This window comes from Paraburkholderia denitrificans (genome assembly GCF_042655705.1).
GTDB classification, from domain to species: domain Bacteria; phylum Pseudomonadota; class Gammaproteobacteria; order Burkholderiales; family Burkholderiaceae; genus Paraburkholderia; species Paraburkholderia denitrificans.
On sequence record NZ_JBHSMP010000038.1, the window covers coordinates 160,062 to 175,512 of the forward strand.

Genomic DNA, 15,451 nt, shown 5'->3' on the forward strand with positions numbered 1-15,451 from the left:
GCGAACCCTGGACCCGTGAGCACCAAGTTGGACAGCGGAGGCACCTTTGACTATCTTGCTCGGAGTCGGAACTGCTCTTGCGGTAACAGTGCTGATTGTTTGCATTGCTGTTGCAATGGTGGCGACCGAGCCGCGTCCAGCTCGAACGGAAAAAGACGTTTTCGGTTTTGGCGCGTTGCAATCAACACCGGATACAGATTTGCCTCCTCTTCTCCGGTACCCTGCCGGAGATGGCGAGCAACTCGCCTATCGGTTCTATGATTCCCCGGCAGACCAGATCTTGATCTTCATACACGGATCGTCCTATCACGGGCGTTCCTACCATGCGCTAGCCTCCGCTGTGAGCGCATCAGGCGCTGCGAAGGTCATTCTGCCGAATCTTCGCGGCCATTATCAGTCTGGCCGCCATCAAGGAGATGTTGAATACATAGGCCAACTGGAAGACGACATTGCCGACCTGATCGCCGAACTGCGGAGACAGGGCCACCACGGACCGCTCATACTCGGAGGCCACTCCAGCGGTGGCGGATTTGTGATCCGCTTTGCGGGCGGCACCCACGCTCAACTCGTTTCGCGGTTCCTGTTGTCGAGCCCCGTAATCCCGACCTCCCCGACCCTTAGAGAGGGATCAGCAAGTGGCTGGGCACAACTTCACACGCGACGTCTCATCGGAATGGCCACGCTCAATGCATTCGGCATTCGCGGATTCAATGCACTTCCAGTCATTGAGTTCAACAAGCCCGTGCGATTCTGGGACGGTACCGAGACACTTTCCTATTCCTACCGTCTCAGCACATCCTATCACCCGCGTAGCAGGTACGCTTCAGACCTGCGCGGATTGGCCGGCAAAGCGGTGATTTTCATCGGCGAACATGACGAGGCCGTCGATGCTCAGCGCCTGCAGACGCTATTCGCTCGAGAATCCCCTGCAAATCAGTTTCAGATTGTCCCGGACACAAATCACTTCGGGATCTTCACAAGCGCCCGTGTACACAAAATGATGATCGAATGGCTGCTTTCTGAAAATTCGAATGGCTGCTTCGGGTTCCGAAAAAATTACGTAAATAACCCACCCACGGTTAATCCAGCCTCTACTTGTTAAGCTCCTTGATCGTGTCCACGATCTCGGGATTCGCAAGCGTGGAAACGTCTCCCGGATCCTGATGACTTGAGATCGCCGCGAGCACGCGCCGCATGATCTTGCCGGAGCGGGTCTTGGGCATGTCGGGAACGATGACGACCTGATGAGGCCTGGCTATCGCACCGATCCGTGCCACGACCTGGTCCGAAACACGTTTCGCAATCTCGGCAGCTGGCTCGATGCCCGGCTTCAGTGAAACATAGAGTTCGGGCACCTTGCCCTTGATTTCATCGGCGACCGGCACGACGGCCGCTTCGGCGACGTCCGGAACGAGCAAGGCGGCCGATTCGATTTCCTTGGTGCCGAGACGGTGGCCCGCGACGTTAATTACGTCATCGATGCGGCCAAGAATGCGGAAGTAGCCATCCGCCGCTTCCACCGCGCCATCGCCGGTCATGTAGGGCCAGTCGCGCCAGTCCTTGCTCTTCGTGTCCTTGCAGTAGCGGGCATAGTACGTTTTCACGTAGCGCTCCGGTGCTTTCCAGATGGTCTGGAACGCACCGGGCCACGGGTTGCGGATACAGATATTGCCCGCCTTGCCGCAGCCGCGCTCGAGCTCGTTGCCATTGTCGTCGTAAATCACCGGATGAATGCCGGGAATCCCCGGGCCGGTGCTGCCAGGCTTCATTCTGTGGAGCGCGGGTACCGTGCTGCACAGAAATCCGCCGGTTTCCGTCTGCCACCAGGTGTCGACGATGACCGCCTTGTTCTTGCCCACCGACTCGAGATACCACTTCCAGACTTCGGGCTCGATCGGTTCGCCCACCGTGGTCATGTGCTTGAAGCGGAGGTTGTATTTCGCCGGCTCATCGGGACCGCTGCGCCGCAGCGCCCGGATCGCCGTCGGCGACGTATGAAAGATGTTCACCCCAAGGTTTTCGGCGATTCGCCACGGGCGCCCCGCATCGGGCCAGGTCGGCACGCCCTCGTACACGACAGACGAAGCGCCAAGCGCCAGCGGTCCATAGACAATGTAGGAGTGGCCCGTGATCCAGCCGATGTCGGCCATGCACCAGTAGACGTCTTCGGGATGAATGTCCTGGATATATTTCGACGTCCACGCCACGTAGGCCAGGAAGCCTCCGGTCGAGTGCTGGCATCCTTTCGGGCGCCCGGTCGTGCCGCTCGTATACATGAGAAAAAGCGGCGCCTCGGCCGGCATCTGCACGGGGTCGACGCGTTTGCCCCGGAAGGTCTTGAGCAGGTCATTGACGATGACGTCACGTCCTTCGACCAGCGCCGTCGGACTCGAATATCGGCTCGGGTAGCGCTGCCATACCAGCACGTTTTCGATTGTGTGCCCCCGGCCAGCGGCTTCCGTATACGCAATATCGGCCTTCTCCTTGTGATCGATGAGTTTGCCTCCGCGCCAGTAAGCGTCCATCGTGATCAGCAAGCGGCTTTCTGAGTCCAGAATACGGTCGGCGCAGGCCACACCGCTGAAACCACTGAATACCTGCGAGTGGATCACCCCAAGCCGGGCGCACGCGAGCATCGTAATGGGCAGCTCCGCGACCATCGGCAGGTGCAGCGTGACCCGGTCTCCGGCTTTCAGCCCGAAGGTGTCGCGCAACAGGGCGGCGAACTCGTTGACGCGGACATAAAGCTCCTGGTAGGTGACGTGCTGGACCGCCTCGTCCTCGGATTCGGGCACGAAATGGATCGCCGTCTTGTTCCTGTATGCGGCCAGGTGCCGGTCCACGCAGTTGTAGCAGGCATTGATCCTGCCGCCGACGAACCAGCGCCAGAACGGCGGATTGCTTGCGTCGAACGTCGTCTCCCAATACTTGTACCAGTCGAGCACATCCGCGAATTCCTTGAAGCATTCGGGAAAGCGGTCGAGGGAGAAACGTTCGAAGACATCCGGATCAGCGAGATTGGCGTGCGCGATGAACGGCGCGGGCGGCGGGATATACGCCTCTTCCGGCCAATGCACGGCGATCTGCGCTTCGGTAGCGTCGGAGGATTGCTGTTCGGCGGCGGAGTGGCGGGGCGACTTGTCTCGGGACATAACGCTTCCTCCTTGACCCCGGACGGCCTCGACCACGAGACATCCGCACGCTTTCGCGGGTTCTCTGTCGCCATCCAGGGTACCGGATGTGACGGTGGACTGCATAAACTTATTTAAGTCCAACGCGGGAGCGTTAACAAGGTTGGTGGACGACTTCCCGGTGTCGCGACGGCGCGGCGAGGTTGCCCGCCGGTCATCGGTGAACTAGATTTTGATTGACGGACAACGGTTGGGAGGGCTGACCATGGATCTACTCGTCGAACGCGTCGATGTCTGGGCGTCCAGCATCGACGATAAGCCCGGCGGACTCGCCGGGGCGCTGGAGGTTCTGCGTGACTCGGGCGCGGATCTTCAGTTCATTGTTGCGCGTCGCACCCCGGAAACACCGGGCAGGAGCATCGTTTTTGTCGCTCCCCTGCAGAACGACCATGAAATTCGTGCCGCGACGCAGGCGGGTTTTAACGTCACATCAAGCCTTCATTCCGTGCGCGTGATGGGCGCGGACAAGCCGGGCATCATCGCCGAATTGACCCGGAAGATTGCCGGGAAGGGCATCAATCTGCGCGGCGTTTCGGCCGCTGTCATCGGAACACAGTTTGTCGCTTATCTGGCGTTGGATTCGCTGGACGATAGCAGTCAGGCCATGGAGATACTGCAGGGGGTTTGAGGCGGTAAGCGGGCATTTCATCAGTTATGGATGCCCGCATCCTGGCCACGTTCAAATGTCCCTTCAACAATCGTATCAATCGTGTTGCCCGTTCGGGGCCGTCGTGGGGTGGCCCATGGCGGCGGCAACGCGCGCCTGGGCCGCCCATAGGTCGCCTGGATATTTGTTGTCTCGCCCAGTTGGTCTGTAACCGGCGCTTACGAGCTGTGCGAGTTCTTCACGCACCTGGGCACGCGTGACCGGCCCATTGGACGGTTGAGCGGGTGAAAGGGCTGGTACAAGCAACACGGCCGCAATAGCGGCCAGTTTAAGTATCCGGTTCATAGTCTGTGCCTCCAGCTAGTCATGTGTCAGCGCTGCGGACCCGGAGCGGGTCAGTAGCTGACACAACCAGCTTGCCGGTACAGACTTACGCAACAGTTAACGTTTGCAGGACATCTGGCGTTTTCGGTAGCAGATACCCTGCAGTTTGGCCCCAAATCCAGCTGGATAGGGGCCAGAGAGCGCCACTTGCTCGCCGCTGTCGAATTTCATTGTCGCGTACGTACTGTCTTGCTTGCAGATGCCCAACGATCCGTTATCCCGGTACAACCCGGATGTGGGGATGGTCCGGCGTGCGTCTGCCCGGAACCGGCGCCAGATAACGAACGTATGCGAACGATGCAAACGCGATGCAAACGGCGCGCGCTGTCTCTTTCCCGTCACCCCGCCCGATCAGTACAGGCTCCCATGACCCGCCGGCGGCCATCAGCGACGCAATCGGGACGAGCAACGCTGCGGTGCCCTTTGCCGTATGCAGCGTGCCTGCATTCGACGACGCGTATTTGCTACGGAACGTATCCACGCAGATGGCCGGGAAGATTGAGAAAATTTCGCCCCAGAACAGGAATATCAGCGGCGCAAAGATAAGGAAGGCGTAGGGATTGTGGCCGTAAGCATTCATCCCGAGCAACGCGAGCCCTTCGCCAACGAACACGATCACCATGGTGTTTTCGCGGCCGATCTTGTCCGACAACAGAACGCAGATAGGGCGCGTCAGCCCGTTCCCCGTTTCATGCAGCGTAGGTGACCTCGTATGGATTGGTGCTGCTCGATATCGGTGTGTCTGGAAAGGACGGGCTGACGCTGCTCGCGAAGTTGCGGCAGCGAAATGATGCGACGCCCGTGATCGTGAAGACGGCCCACGTTGCCGTTCCGGACGGAGTCGCGAGCCTGGACGGCGGTGCCGACGGCTACCTCGTCAAACCGATTGAATTCGCTGAACTGCTGGCACGCATCCGCGTCGTGAGCCGGCATCAGACGGGGCGCGCGCAACCGTTACTGCAAGTCGGCGCGCTGCGACTCGATCCCGCGCAACGCCTTGTGTGGTTGCGTGACCAGGAGGTATCGGTGACAACGCGAGAGTTCGCACTGCTACAGGAGCTAATGCGGGATCCGGAAATCGTGGTCACGCGGGCGCAACTCGAGGAGCGCCTGTACGGATGGAACGAGGAGATAGAGAGTAACGCGATCCCGGTGCATGTTCACAATCTGCGCCGCAAACTGGGGGGCGACGCAATCCACAATGTGCACGGAGTGGGTTACCGCATCGGGATGCTCGCGTGAGTGCGATGCATGACGGCCCACCGGAGTCTCTTCGGCATGCGCTTTTCGCTTGCGTTCGTCGACCATGCGCTTGAGAAGAGAGCCCCCGTACCGACGGGAAAATCGCTTTGCACGACGTTTGCAGAAGCATGTATTCCGGTTCAATTGTGGTTTTGAATGCAGCAATGTCGGGCATCGCTGCATTCATTCCAGCCTGCCGTGCCTCAGGCCGTTGCGCTGTCCACGAACGGCTTGCGACTGGCCTCTGCGCTGGGGCGTGCCGCCATGCGGTCGAACCACGGGCCTATGTGTGGCAGACCGCGATCAAAAGGCTGACCCACCGAAGCACCGAAATCCAGCCAGACGTAGAGCCAAATGTCTGCGGCCGTCAGGCGCTGCCCGCACAGATACGGGCCTGCGCCCATCATCGCATCGAGCCAGGCCAGGCGATCTTGTGCCACACGCTTGAGTCCGTCTGCCGCTTCGGGCACGACGGGTATGCGTGTGCGAAAGCGTCCAATCCCCTCCGCATAGTGAAAGGCGTTGTGGATAAACTCGGTGATATTCAGCTCCACCCGCCGCCACCACTGTCGGCACACCGCGCGTTCCAGCGGCGTGGCGCCAATGAGGGCAGGCTCGGGATAAAGCTCTTCCAGATACTCGACGATGGCCACGGATTCGGCCAGGGCGGAGCCGTCGGGCAACGTCAGCGCCGGAGTTTGCCCAGCCGGGTTGAGATCGGTAAATGGCGCGCGGCGGTTTTCCCCTGAAAAAACATCCACCATCACACTGGGAATGTGCAATCCCTTTTCCAGCAGGTACATGCGCAGGCAGCGCGGGGCGGGGCTGTCGGCGTCGTGCAAAAGCAGCGTTGTCTGGCTCATTTTGAAGTCTCGCTAACGTGTGTCCATGATTGATGAATTGGCCTGTGTAAGCTGTGCCGAATCGGCCGCGCGGCCGTTTGGAAAGAAGCCGAATGAGTATCCAGCCGATACGTGTGGCGCTACCCGCGCGTTTTCCTCAATCTTTACGCGGGCGATTTCGGGCACATCGGGCTATGCACTCGCGACCGGGATATCCAACGTCGTTTTCACCCTCTCCATTGCAACAAAGGTGCGGAAGCTTCGAACGTTTCCTTCCGCGAAAAAAAGCGTCCGCGTCAGCGCGGTGTATTCGGCCATGTCCCGCGTGCAAAAAATCAGGATGAAGTCGACGTCCCCCGTCACGTAGTAGCACTGCTGCACCTGTTCACAGGCCTCGAATCGCGCCTTCATCTGGTCAAGCAGTTCAATTGCTTCGCTCTCGGCAGAGACGTGCGTAATGATCGTGATGCGCGAGCCCAGTGCATCGGGATTGAGCACGCTGCGGTCTGCTGCGATTACGCCAGCACTGCGCAATCTTTGCAGACGCCGCGCGACCGAGGGCACGGACAGGTTGATTTTTTCGCCGATTTCACGGTGGGGAGTCTGGTTGTCCCGCTGGACGATGGCCAGGATTTTCAAGTCGAAGCCGTCCAGCTCCACTGGCCTGTTGTCGGTGACCATGATAATTTTTCTCGAATCGAGTCTCAACATAGATAAATATTAACACTCGCTTCGCAATAAACTCTCCATATGTCGCCTGCTGCGGGTGACTGAGGCGCCTGCCGGACACGCGTCCCAAGACAGATGCATCGTTGCCACACGGAGTTTTCTTATCATGCTGATTGCCAATCCCCGCGCTTCGCGCTCCTCGTATCCGAAGGAACTTCAGAGAATCCTGAGCATTCAGTCGGCAGACGAGAGCGGAGCCTGGCTGGCCAACTGGGACCGGATTTGCCAGTCGGCAACGCCTTTGTGGGACCTGCCGGACGCCGCCACGGCACTGGGCATTGCAGGGGTGAGCCTGAAGGACGAGTCGTTTCGCTCGCCGCTCGGCAGCTTCAAGGCACTTGGTGCGCCCATCGCCCTGATTCGTCTCATCCTGCGACAGTGGCATACGCATGACCTCGACCCGAAGGGGCTACTTGGCGGAAAGTACGCGACGTTGCTGGCCAACATGACGGTTGTTAGCGCAACCGATGGAAATCATGGCAGGTCGCTGGCAGCGGCGGCCCGGGATATCGGTTGCCAGTGCGTAGTCGTGCTTCATGCGAATGTCAGCGTCGAGCGCGAAGAAGCTATCGCGCAGTGCGGGGCAACCATCATCCGAATCAACGGAAGCTACGACGATTCGGTCGAACACGCGGCAAAGCTGGCTGCGGAAAACGGCTGGCACGTTGTGTCGGATACCTCATATGAGGGCTACGAAGTCATTCCGCGTGACGTCATGCAAGGTTACGGCGTGATATCCGCAGAAGTGATTCAGCGACTGAACGAAGCGGCAGGCCGCCCCTTCACGCACGTGTTTCTGCAAGGCGGGGTCGGCGGTCTCGCAGCTGGCGTAGCGAGCTATTTCTGGGAGCGATACGGTTCACAACGTCCGTCTTTCATCGTGGTCGAACCTCAACAGGCCGACTGTCTTTTCCAGAGCGCAATGACCGGACACGCCACGAAGGCGACCGGTAACGTCGACTCGGTCATGGCGGGCCTTGCCTGCGGAGAGGCATCGCCACTTGCCTGGAAAATCCTCGAACGATGCGTCGACTACTTCATGACCATCACCGACGACGACGCGGTGGCCGCAATGCAGTCGCTTGCCGCAGGTTCCGAACGGGACATCCCTGTCGTGGCCGGTGAGTCGGGCGCGGCGGGATATGCCGGTCTCGTGGTCGCAATGCGCAGCAAGGAATTTACGCGCACTGCAGGTCTCGGTCCGGAGTCCCGTGTTCTCGTCATCAACACGGAGGGAGCAACGGCGCCTGCTGTCTATCGGGCGCTTGTCGGCGAGTCGGCCGAGGCAGTGCTTACCCGCCAAAGCGAATGGATAAGGGCCCTTGTTCACTGAATACTACCGGTCGAATCAGCACGACGAGGAGCACGTCATGGAAACATCTTTGCAGGAGCAGCTGAAAAGCTGGCGCCATCAGCTGCACCGAAACCCGGAAACGGGATTCGAAGAAGTACAGACTTCCGACTATGTCGCCATGGCGTTGAAGGCACTCGGCCTCGATGTCCATCGAAATATCGGTGGCACCGGACTCGTCGCCAATCTCACGGTCGGCAATGGAAAGCGCGCGATTGGCATTCGCGCCGACATGGACGCGTTGAACATCGCTGAGAACGCGCCGATGCGACCGCACGCATCGTCGAACGCCGGGAAAATGCATGCCTGCGGGCACGACGGCCACATGGCGATGGTTCTGGGCGCCGCGCGGCTGCTTGCCGAGAAGCGGGATTTCAGCGGTACCGTGCGATTCATCTTCCAGCCCGCGGAGGAGCATGGTCGCGGCGCGAAGGCCATGATGGCAGATGGTCTGTTCAACCGGTTTCCGGTCGATGCCATCTTCGGTGCGCACAATATGCCGGGCATGCCTGCGGGTAGCTTCTCGACGCGGGCCGGCGGCATCATGGCGAGCGAAGACAACTTTGTCATTCGCATCAAGGGGCGCGGTACACATGCCGCACGGCCGCACATGGGAATCGACCCGATCGTCATTGCATCGCAGATTGTGCTCGGGCTGCAAACGATTATTTCCCGCAGTCTGGACCCGAGTCAGTCCGCCGTTATCTCCTGCACGGAAATCATCACGGATGGAATCCGCAATGTCATTCCGTCGAACGTCACGATCAAAGGTGACACGCGCAGCTATTCCCCGGACATCCAGAAAATGCTGGAAACCCGCATGCGTGAGATCAGTGAGGGCGTCTGCCGCATGCACGGTGTCGAGTGCGAATTCGAATACACCCATGAATTCGTGCCGACGGTAAACACACCCCAATATGTCGATGTGGCAGTCGCAGCCGCCAGGAATGTCGCAGGCGGGCACAACGTCGATGCGAACGTACAGCCGATGATGATTTCCGAAGACTTCGGTGCGTTTCTTGAGGTCGTACCCGGCAACTTCATCTTCATCGGAAACGGAACGGCCAGCGACAAGGGAGGGGTGCCGCTCCACAATGCCACCTACGATTTCAACGATGACATTCTCCCGGTCGGCGCACGCTACTTCGCGGAAGTCGCCCGACTGGCACTGCAAGCCTGACACGAGCCCCGAGGCGAAACCAGGCGGGCAGGCTTTTGCCTCCCCTCACAGAATGATTGGTCAGGAACCGAGAGGAGGCCGCATGGCGTGGTCAGTTTCGTCCTCGGACCGCCAGGGAAGAGCGTTGAGTTAGCTTCCGCGAACAGACTATCGTGCGAAAGCGTAGACCTGTTCAGCGAAGAGGAGCGCTGCAACCAGAATCATTGCTGCACCGGAGAGCTGACCCACCCTGCGTGCCGCTTTGGGGCGCGTGCCCAGGACAGCCTTCGAGCCCAGGCCGACGACGGAGTAGACCGCGGCGACGTTGAGCATGTGCACAAGTCCCAGAGCCACGATCTGGCCGGCGGCTGACCATCCGGCTTGAGGTCTGACGAACTGAGGCAGGAGGGCGATGAACAGAAGAAGCGCCTTGGGGTTCAGGCCGCTGATTGCAAAACCGCGCATCGACCAGCTCCACGGACCCTTCTGCATTTCATCCTGACCGGCGGCGAGTTCGGGCGGACGCATCAATGTCCGAATGCCCAGCCAGAGCAGATATGCGCTGCCGACAACCGTTAAAACGGTCAGAACGGACGGAACCCTCGTGACGAGTTTTCCGATGCCTGCTGCCACAACTATCGTGATTGCAAGATACCCGAGCAACATTCCGCCGACCGCGGGTGCGACTACGCGACCACGCAGTCCTGCCGAAATTACATAAGCCCAGTCCGCGCCCGGGACCATGACCAACGAGAACGAGACGACCCAGAACGCCGTCACCAAACTAGCTTCCACTGCGCCACTTCCGGTTATGCGGGCCAACGCCCAAGGCGAGAAATGTTACGGTTTTGGCACTGGAAAGTGCTCCCTATTTCTTGCCTGCGAGCGTCGTTGGGCGCTAACATTTCGCGCATGGATACAATCGACCGCAAGATTCTTGCCGAGCTTCAGCAAGATGGACGACTTTCAATCACCGAGCTAAGCGAGCGGGTTGGCTTGAGCCTGTCTCCGTGCCAGCGGAGGCTGCGGGCACTCGAGAGTGCACAGGTGGTCAGCGGTTACCGCGCCACAATCGACCCGGCAACTGTCGGGCTGAATTTTTCCGCAATCGTCTTCGTGACCTTGAGTGAAAGCAGCAGCGAAAGTATCCAGTCGTTTGAGAACGCTCTCGTAGGCATTCCGGAAATCACACAGGCCGAGCGCCTCTTCGGCGAGCCCGACTACATGCTGCATGTCGTCACGCGGGACTTGAAAGCGTTCCAGGAACTCTACGATCGCCGTTTAACGGCGCTGCCGTCCGTTTTGAAGTTGACGTCGACTCTCGTGATGAAGAGCATTTTTCAGGACCGACCGCTTCCATTGTGAAAGCGAGAGGTCGTTTGGAAAAAGCGTGTTTTCGTGCGACGAAGGTCGAACCTTGAGGCTAGCCCCATACGCAGCGGATCCATTGCGCGCTATTCGGCGTCCACCTTCATTTCGCGCAGATGCTTGTAGACCGTCGCCCGCCCCATGCCCAACACCTTCGCCACATAGTTGGCGGAACTCTTGCCCTTGAACGCGCCTTCGGCGTACAGCGCCTCGACCAGTTCACGCCGGTGGTCACGCGTGAGCGAGTTGAGTGCGATCTGTCGTTCGCGAAGCCAGCCGTGCAGAAAGGTATTGATGCGTTCCTGCCAGTCGTCCTTGAAGAGCTCCTCGGGCTGCGCGATCACACCCGCGCCACGCAGGAAGAGATTGAGCGTGGCCTGCATGTCGTCGAAAGCCGCAATGTTGAAGTTGATGCACATGACACCCGCCGCGCGCCCTGCATCGTCGAACAGCGCCGTGCTCACGCAACGCATGCGCCGGCCGTCCCAGTTCACCTTCTCGTAGGGGCCGAGCAGTTTGTTGCGCGTGGTTTCCTCGACGTCTTCGAGTGCGGAGTCGTCGCCGATCTCGCGCTTCGAGAGATTGTTCGAGAGATACGCCACGGTCTGGTCCGAGAGGTCGTGAATCACGACTTCCGCGAACGGGAAAAACAGCGTGGTGATGCTGTCCGCCACGTGCGCGTAGCGCGCGAGCAGCACGTCGCGCGACGTTTTCGGACTGGCGATCTTTTTCACGCGGGTTGTGTCGCTTTCTCGTTTCGGCATCGGACTGGGGCCGGGTTGCGGCAGATAGGGCGTCGATGATGGTGCGTTTTACCTGGCGTTACCTTTACCTGTCACCGGGCAGTGCGCAGGTGCTCATAAAGCGCGTTCGCAACGGCCATGTCTTCGAGACCAAGGCCGATCGAGCGGAAGAATGCATGACGAGTGTAAGCGGGTCGCGGGCACGCGTCGTTCGCGAGTTCGGCAAGATCGCCCGCAATCGCATCCGGCGACCAGCCGTGATCGCGCGCGGCGAGCACCATTTCGCCCGCGCTTTGCGGCGTGGTGTGACGATAGTCGCAGTATATGTCGAGCGTCGGCAGCGCGGCCGGATCGATCTCATGTGCGTACGCAACGTTCGTGCTGATCGAAGTGATGAGCGCCGGTTTCGTCAGCGCATCCAGCGCGAGCACGGGCTTGCCCGACGAAGTGCACAGCATCACCACGTCGGCGTCGCGCACGCAGGCTTCGGTCGTCTCCGTCACGCTTGTTCGTGCGTCCAGCGTGCGCAATTCGGCATGGCGTTGTGCGTTGCCGGCGAGCGTCGGCGAGTAGACGCGAATGCTTTCCCACGCGCGCAGCGGCGCAACATGGCGAATGTGCGCCAGCGCGACGGCGCCCGAGCCGATCACGGCCAGGCGTTTCGCCTCGCGCGGCGCGAGCTGGTCGACGGCGAGCGCCGTGGTGCCCGCCGTGCGCTCGGTCGTGAGCAGCGCCGAATCGCACCACATGAGCGGCCGCCCCGTTTTCATCGACATCAGCGCGGTCCATGCGGTGATGACGGGCGGCTGGCCGTCGGCGCCCGCGATGTACGGCGAGAGCTTCGCGCCGAAGACGCCCGCTTCAGCAAGCACGCCGAGATAAGTGATGAAGTCGCCGGCCTGCTTCGGAAACAGCGCGAGCGTCTGCGGCGGTTGCACGGCGTCACCGCGACCGAGCGAGGCGAACAGGCGGGTCAGTTCGCCTCGCACGTCGAGGCTGGGCAGAGCGGCGCGCACCTGGGCGGCGTCGACGACGAGCGGCGCGGCGATGGGTTGAAACGTCTCGTTCATGTTGGGGCTCCTGAGTCGCGATGTAGACATTTTTGTCCATTCTAGACATTTTTTCGTTTTCGTCTATATTCCTCCTGCGGCTGCGGCCTCTCGGGAGAGGATGCAGCATAACAACGCAACGCACTTGAACAGACACTTATTACGAATTGGGTGACGACGATGAACAGGAAAATCATTCGCCTCGCGGCTGCAGCCAGCCTCGCGTGCTTTGCGGGCATGACGGCGAGTGCTGCGCTCGCGCAGGACCAGAAAACGCTGCGTTTTGGCGTGGAGGCGTCCTATCCGCCGTTCGAGAGCAAGACGCCCTCGGGCGATCTGCAAGGCTTCGACATCGACATCGGCAATGCGGTGTGCCAGAAGCTGCAGATGAAGTGCGTGTGGGTAGAGAACAGCTTCGACGGCCTGATTGCCGCGCTCAAGGCGCGCAAGTTCGACGTCATCGATTCGGCGATGAACATCACCGAGAAACGGCGTCAGCAGATTGCCTTCACGCCTGCCATCTATGTGATGCCGATCCAGATGGTGGCGAAGCGCGGCTCGGGGCTGCTGCCCACGCCCGCCAGTCTGAATGGCAAGTCGGTTGGCGTGCTGCAAGGCTCGACCCAGGAAGACTATGTGCGCAAGCACTGGGGCACGCAGGGCGTGAACGTCGTCTCCTATGAGAACCAGGACCAGATTTTCGCGGATCTCGCGGCCGGGCGTCTGGACGGTGCGGTGCAGGAAGTGCAGACCGCCACGGACGGCTTCCTCGCGAAACCGCAGGGCAAGGGCTTCGACTTCGCGGGCACGCCGCTCACGGACCCGGCCACGCTCGGCGAAGGCACGGGCTTCGGCATGCGCAAGGACGACGCGGCGCTCAAAGCCAGGGTGGTCGCCGCGATCGATTCGCTGCGCCAGGACGGCACACTGACGAAGCTCTCGATGAAGTACTTCGGCCGCGATATCGTTGCGAAGTAATGTCGGTGACTTTGCAATCCGGAGCAGGCACATGAGCAAGAGCGCGATCGTTCTCGGCGCGGGCATCGTGGGTGTGAGCGTCGCGCTGCATCTGCAGGCGCGCGGCGTGCAGGTCACGCTCGTCGACCGGCGCGGGCCCGGCGAGGAAACGAGCCACGGCAATGCGGGGTTGATCGAGTCGTCGTCGGTCGTGCCTTACGGTTTTCCGCGCGACTGGCGCATGCTGCTGCGCCTCGTGCGTAACAACTCGACCATGCTGCGCTACGACGTGCGTTCATTGCCTGCTTACGCGCGCTGGCTCGCGTCTTTCTGGCGCGAGTCGTCGCCGGCGCGCCTCGCAAACGCTGCGCGCGACATGCTGCCGCTTATCGAGCGTAGCGTGGCCGAGCACGAGGCGCTGATCGCGCGTGCGGGCATGCGCGAAATCGTGCGACCCGTCGGCTGGCTCGAAGCGTGGCGCTCACCCGCCGGTTTCGAGCGTGAAATGCGCACGGCCCGCGAGGTGGCCGACGCACACAGCCTTCATGTACGGATGTTCGATGCGCCGGGTTTGCGGGCGCTGGAGCCATCGTTAGGCGAGGGCTATGCGGGCGCGATTCACTGGATCGATCCCGCGTGCGTGACGGATCCTGGCGCGCTGACGAAGGGCTATGCGCAACTGTTCCTGCGTGAAGGCGGTGCATTTGCACACGGCGATGCGCGCACGCTGATGCCCGACGGCAAGGGCTGGCGCGTGCTGACCGACGCAGGACCGTTGAGTGCCGGGCTTGCGGTCGTCGCGCTCGGTCCCTGGTCGGATCTGGTGACGCAGCCGCTCGGCTACCGCGTACCACTTATGGTCAAGCGCGGCTATCACATGCACTACGCGAGCGAGGCGCGTGCGCCGCTCGTGCACCCGGTCGTGGATATCGAAGGCGGTTACGTGGTTGCGCCGATGCGTCGCGGCCTGCGTCTCACCACGGGTGTAGAGCTTGCCACGCGCGAGCGTCCGCCCAACTACGCGCAGCTCGACGCTGCCGAGCGCGAGGCACGTCCCGCGTTCGGTCTCGGCGTACGGCTGGACGAAACGCCGTGGATGGGCTTGCGCCCCTGTACGCCCGACATGCGCCCGCTACTTGGGCCTGCGCCGCGCCACGCGGGGCTGTGGTTCGCATTCGGTCACAATCACCATGGACTCACGCTCGGGCCGGTCTCGGCGCGCCTCGTTGCCGAGCAAATCGTCGGCGATACGCCGTTCATCGATCCCATGCCGTATTTGCCAGCGCGATTTGGCTAACCCGCGCGTGTCGATACACGCCACCGCCATCCTGCGTAGACTTCTTGAACCCGATGAGCGGAATGATCATTAACCACAGGAGGCAGACATGGCAGAAACCTGGCAATTCCAGATCAGGATCACCGTCGTACCCGGACTGGCCGATGCGTTGCGCGCGCATGGACCGTATGAGGGCCGCGATTTGCTGGAGGCCCTCCTGCAAGAGCGCAACGCTTCGTTGAAGTGCCAGTTCGATGCATTCGCCGAATATGTCGAAGAGGCGGAAAGTGCGGGGCGGGACCGTTATCCGCTGTATCAATGGACGAAGGATACGCTCGACAACCCCGAGAAAAAGGCGAAATACCTGAAGTCGTTTACGGTCTACGTGCGCGGGGAGGAGGTCTACGACCGGGAAACGGCCGACTGGCTGCATGCAAGGCTTTCGGCCCTCGCAGGCAAGGTCGGCATCGAGAGCGTGAGCCGGTTCGATACGAACCCCGCCAACAATCCGCAGCCGCCCGCGGGGAAATAATACAGACGGGCTCCCAATTTC

15 protein-coding genes and 2 pseudogenes are annotated in these 15,451 nt (G+C 60.8%); 9 read left to right on the plus strand and 8 right to left on the minus strand.

The genetic code is table 11. The features are described from left to right. The first annotated feature begins 46 nt into the window (after positions 1-46). Positions 47-1,102 carry an alpha/beta hydrolase gene (locus ACFPTO_RS23295; RefSeq protein WP_377715141.1) on the plus strand — a complete coding sequence of 352 codons (1,056 nt, stop codon included), beginning with the start codon at positions 47-49 and terminating at the stop codon, positions 1,100-1,102. On the opposite strand, the gene acs is transcribed toward ACFPTO_RS23295, so the two are convergent. Further along, positions 1,092-3,152, minus strand: coding sequence for an acetate--CoA ligase (gene acs / locus ACFPTO_RS23300; RefSeq protein WP_377715348.1), 2,061 nt, complete (start codon positions 3,150-3,152; stop codon positions 1,092-1,094). The genes ACFPTO_RS23295 and acs overlap by 11 nt on opposite strands. Before the next feature lie 244 nt (positions 3,153-3,396). Between acs and ACFPTO_RS23305 the strand changes: the two genes are divergently transcribed. Continuing rightward, positions 3,397-3,819 carry an ACT domain-containing protein gene (locus tag ACFPTO_RS23305; RefSeq protein ID WP_377715144.1) on the plus strand — a complete coding sequence of 141 codons (423 nt, stop codon included), beginning with the start codon at positions 3,397-3,399 and terminating at the stop codon, positions 3,817-3,819. A 75-nt stretch (positions 3,820-3,894) separates the two neighbouring features. On the opposite strand, the gene ACFPTO_RS23310 is transcribed toward ACFPTO_RS23305, so the two are convergent. Then, a complete protein-coding gene (locus ACFPTO_RS23310; protein WP_377715146.1) occupies positions 3,895-4,143 on the minus strand; it encodes a DUF4148 domain-containing protein in 249 nt (82 codons plus the stop codon). Positions 4,144-4,396: 253 nt separating this feature from the next. After that, positions 4,397-4,867, minus strand: a pseudogene (locus ACFPTO_RS23315) (hypothetical protein); the annotation flags it as partial. A gap of 20 nt (positions 4,868-4,887) precedes the next feature. Between ACFPTO_RS23315 and ACFPTO_RS23320 the strand changes: the two are divergent. Then, positions 4,888-5,424 (plus strand): annotated as a pseudogene (locus ACFPTO_RS23320) (winged helix-turn-helix domain-containing protein); the annotation flags it as partial. A 203-nt stretch (positions 5,425-5,627) separates the two neighbouring features. On the opposite strand, the gene ACFPTO_RS23325 reads toward ACFPTO_RS23320, so the two are convergent. Both ACFPTO_RS23325 and ACFPTO_RS23330 read right to left on the minus strand, forming a co-directional pair. Further along, positions 5,628-6,287: a glutathione S-transferase family protein gene (locus tag ACFPTO_RS23325; RefSeq protein WP_377715148.1), complete on the minus strand. Its 660-nt coding sequence runs from the start codon at positions 6,285-6,287 to the stop codon at positions 5,628-5,630. 171 nt (positions 6,288-6,458) lie between these two features. Beyond that, positions 6,459-6,947 carry an Lrp/AsnC family transcriptional regulator gene (locus ACFPTO_RS23330; protein ID WP_377715150.1) on the minus strand — a complete coding sequence of 163 codons (489 nt, stop codon included), beginning with the start codon at positions 6,945-6,947 and terminating at the stop codon, positions 6,459-6,461. A 154-nt stretch (positions 6,948-7,101) separates the two neighbouring features. Between ACFPTO_RS23330 and ACFPTO_RS23335 the strand changes: the two genes are divergently transcribed. Further along, positions 7,102-8,328, plus strand: a complete 1,227-nt coding sequence (locus ACFPTO_RS23335; protein ID WP_377715152.1) for a diaminopropionate ammonia-lyase — start codon at positions 7,102-7,104, stop codon at positions 8,326-8,328. A 37-nt stretch (positions 8,329-8,365) separates the two neighbouring features. Next, positions 8,366-9,526, plus strand: a complete 1,161-nt coding sequence (locus ACFPTO_RS23340; RefSeq protein WP_377715154.1) for a M20 aminoacylase family protein — start codon at positions 8,366-8,368, stop codon at positions 9,524-9,526. A gap of 147 nt (positions 9,527-9,673) precedes the next feature. On the opposite strand, the gene ACFPTO_RS23345 is transcribed toward ACFPTO_RS23340, so the two are convergent. Further along, positions 9,674-10,300, minus strand: coding sequence for a LysE family translocator (locus tag ACFPTO_RS23345; protein WP_377715156.1), 627 nt, complete (start codon positions 10,298-10,300; stop codon positions 9,674-9,676). Between the two features lie 117 nt (positions 10,301-10,417). Here ACFPTO_RS23345 and ACFPTO_RS23350 point away from each other — a divergent pair, with 117 nt between their 5' ends. Beyond that, on the plus strand, positions 10,418-10,870 hold the full coding sequence (locus ACFPTO_RS23350; RefSeq protein ID WP_377715158.1) for an Lrp/AsnC family transcriptional regulator: 453 nt from the start codon (positions 10,418-10,420) through the stop codon (positions 10,868-10,870). An 89-nt stretch (positions 10,871-10,959) separates the two neighbouring features. Here ACFPTO_RS23350 and ACFPTO_RS23355 read toward each other — a convergent pair whose 3' ends face one another. Both ACFPTO_RS23355 and ACFPTO_RS23360 read right to left on the minus strand, forming a co-directional pair. Then, positions 10,960-11,637, minus strand: coding sequence for a helix-turn-helix transcriptional regulator (locus ACFPTO_RS23355; RefSeq protein WP_377715160.1), 678 nt, complete (start codon positions 11,635-11,637; stop codon positions 10,960-10,962). Between the two features lie 71 nt (positions 11,638-11,708). Further along, positions 11,709-12,686: an ornithine cyclodeaminase family protein gene (locus ACFPTO_RS23360; RefSeq protein WP_377715162.1), complete on the minus strand. Its 978-nt coding sequence runs from the start codon at positions 12,684-12,686 to the stop codon at positions 11,709-11,711. 159 nt (positions 12,687-12,845) lie between these two features. Here ACFPTO_RS23360 and ACFPTO_RS23365 point away from each other — a divergent pair, with 159 nt between their 5' ends. From ACFPTO_RS23365 to ACFPTO_RS23375, 3 genes are all read left to right on the plus strand, one after another. Then, positions 12,846-13,643, plus strand: coding sequence for an ABC transporter substrate-binding protein (locus tag ACFPTO_RS23365; RefSeq protein ID WP_377715164.1), 798 nt, complete (start codon positions 12,846-12,848; stop codon positions 13,641-13,643). A 31-nt stretch (positions 13,644-13,674) separates the two neighbouring features. Next, entirely contained in the window at positions 13,675-14,919 is a 1,245-nt protein-coding gene (locus ACFPTO_RS23370) for an NAD(P)/FAD-dependent oxidoreductase (RefSeq protein ID WP_377715166.1), read from the plus strand. Between the two features lie 88 nt (positions 14,920-15,007). Further along, complete coding sequence (locus ACFPTO_RS23375; RefSeq protein WP_377715168.1) at positions 15,008-15,430, plus strand: hypothetical protein; 423 nt, start codon at positions 15,008-15,010, stop codon at positions 15,428-15,430. The last annotated feature ends 21 nt before the right edge of the window (positions 15,431-15,451 follow it).

Excerpts from the sequence above, each read along its gene's own strand:
- acs (WP_377715348.1), bottom strand. The coding sequence starts at position 3,152 with ATGTCCCGAGACAAGTCGCCCCGCCACTCCGCCGCCGAACAGCAATCC.
- ACFPTO_RS23305 (WP_377715144.1), top strand. The coding sequence starts at position 3,397 with ATGGATCTACTCGTCGAACGCGTCGATGTCTGGGCGTCCAGCATCGAC.
- ACFPTO_RS23310 (WP_377715146.1), bottom strand. The coding sequence starts at position 4,143 with ATGAACCGGATACTTAAACTGGCCGCTATTGCGGCCGTGTTGCTTGTA.
- ACFPTO_RS23325 (WP_377715148.1), bottom strand. The coding sequence starts at position 6,287 with ATGAGCCAGACAACGCTGCTTTTGCACGACGCCGACAGCCCCGCCCCG.
- ACFPTO_RS23330 (WP_377715150.1), bottom strand. The coding sequence starts at position 6,947 with ATGGTCACCGACAACAGGCCAGTGGAGCTGGACGGCTTCGACTTGAAA.
- ACFPTO_RS23335 (WP_377715152.1), top strand. The coding sequence starts at position 7,102 with ATGCTGATTGCCAATCCCCGCGCTTCGCGCTCCTCGTATCCGAAGGAA.
- ACFPTO_RS23340 (WP_377715154.1), top strand. The coding sequence starts at position 8,366 with ATGGAAACATCTTTGCAGGAGCAGCTGAAAAGCTGGCGCCATCAGCTG.
- ACFPTO_RS23350 (WP_377715158.1), top strand. The coding sequence starts at position 10,418 with ATGGATACAATCGACCGCAAGATTCTTGCCGAGCTTCAGCAAGATGGA.
- ACFPTO_RS23355 (WP_377715160.1), bottom strand. The coding sequence starts at position 11,637 with ATGCCGAAACGAGAAAGCGACACAACCCGCGTGAAAAAGATCGCCAGT.
- ACFPTO_RS23360 (WP_377715162.1), bottom strand. The coding sequence starts at position 12,686 with ATGAACGAGACGTTTCAACCCATCGCCGCGCCGCTCGTCGTCGACGCC.
- ACFPTO_RS23365 (WP_377715164.1), top strand. The coding sequence starts at position 12,846 with ATGAACAGGAAAATCATTCGCCTCGCGGCTGCAGCCAGCCTCGCGTGC.
- ACFPTO_RS23370 (WP_377715166.1), top strand. The coding sequence starts at position 13,675 with ATGAGCAAGAGCGCGATCGTTCTCGGCGCGGGCATCGTGGGTGTGAGC.
- ACFPTO_RS23375 (WP_377715168.1), top strand. The coding sequence starts at position 15,008 with ATGGCAGAAACCTGGCAATTCCAGATCAGGATCACCGTCGTACCCGGA.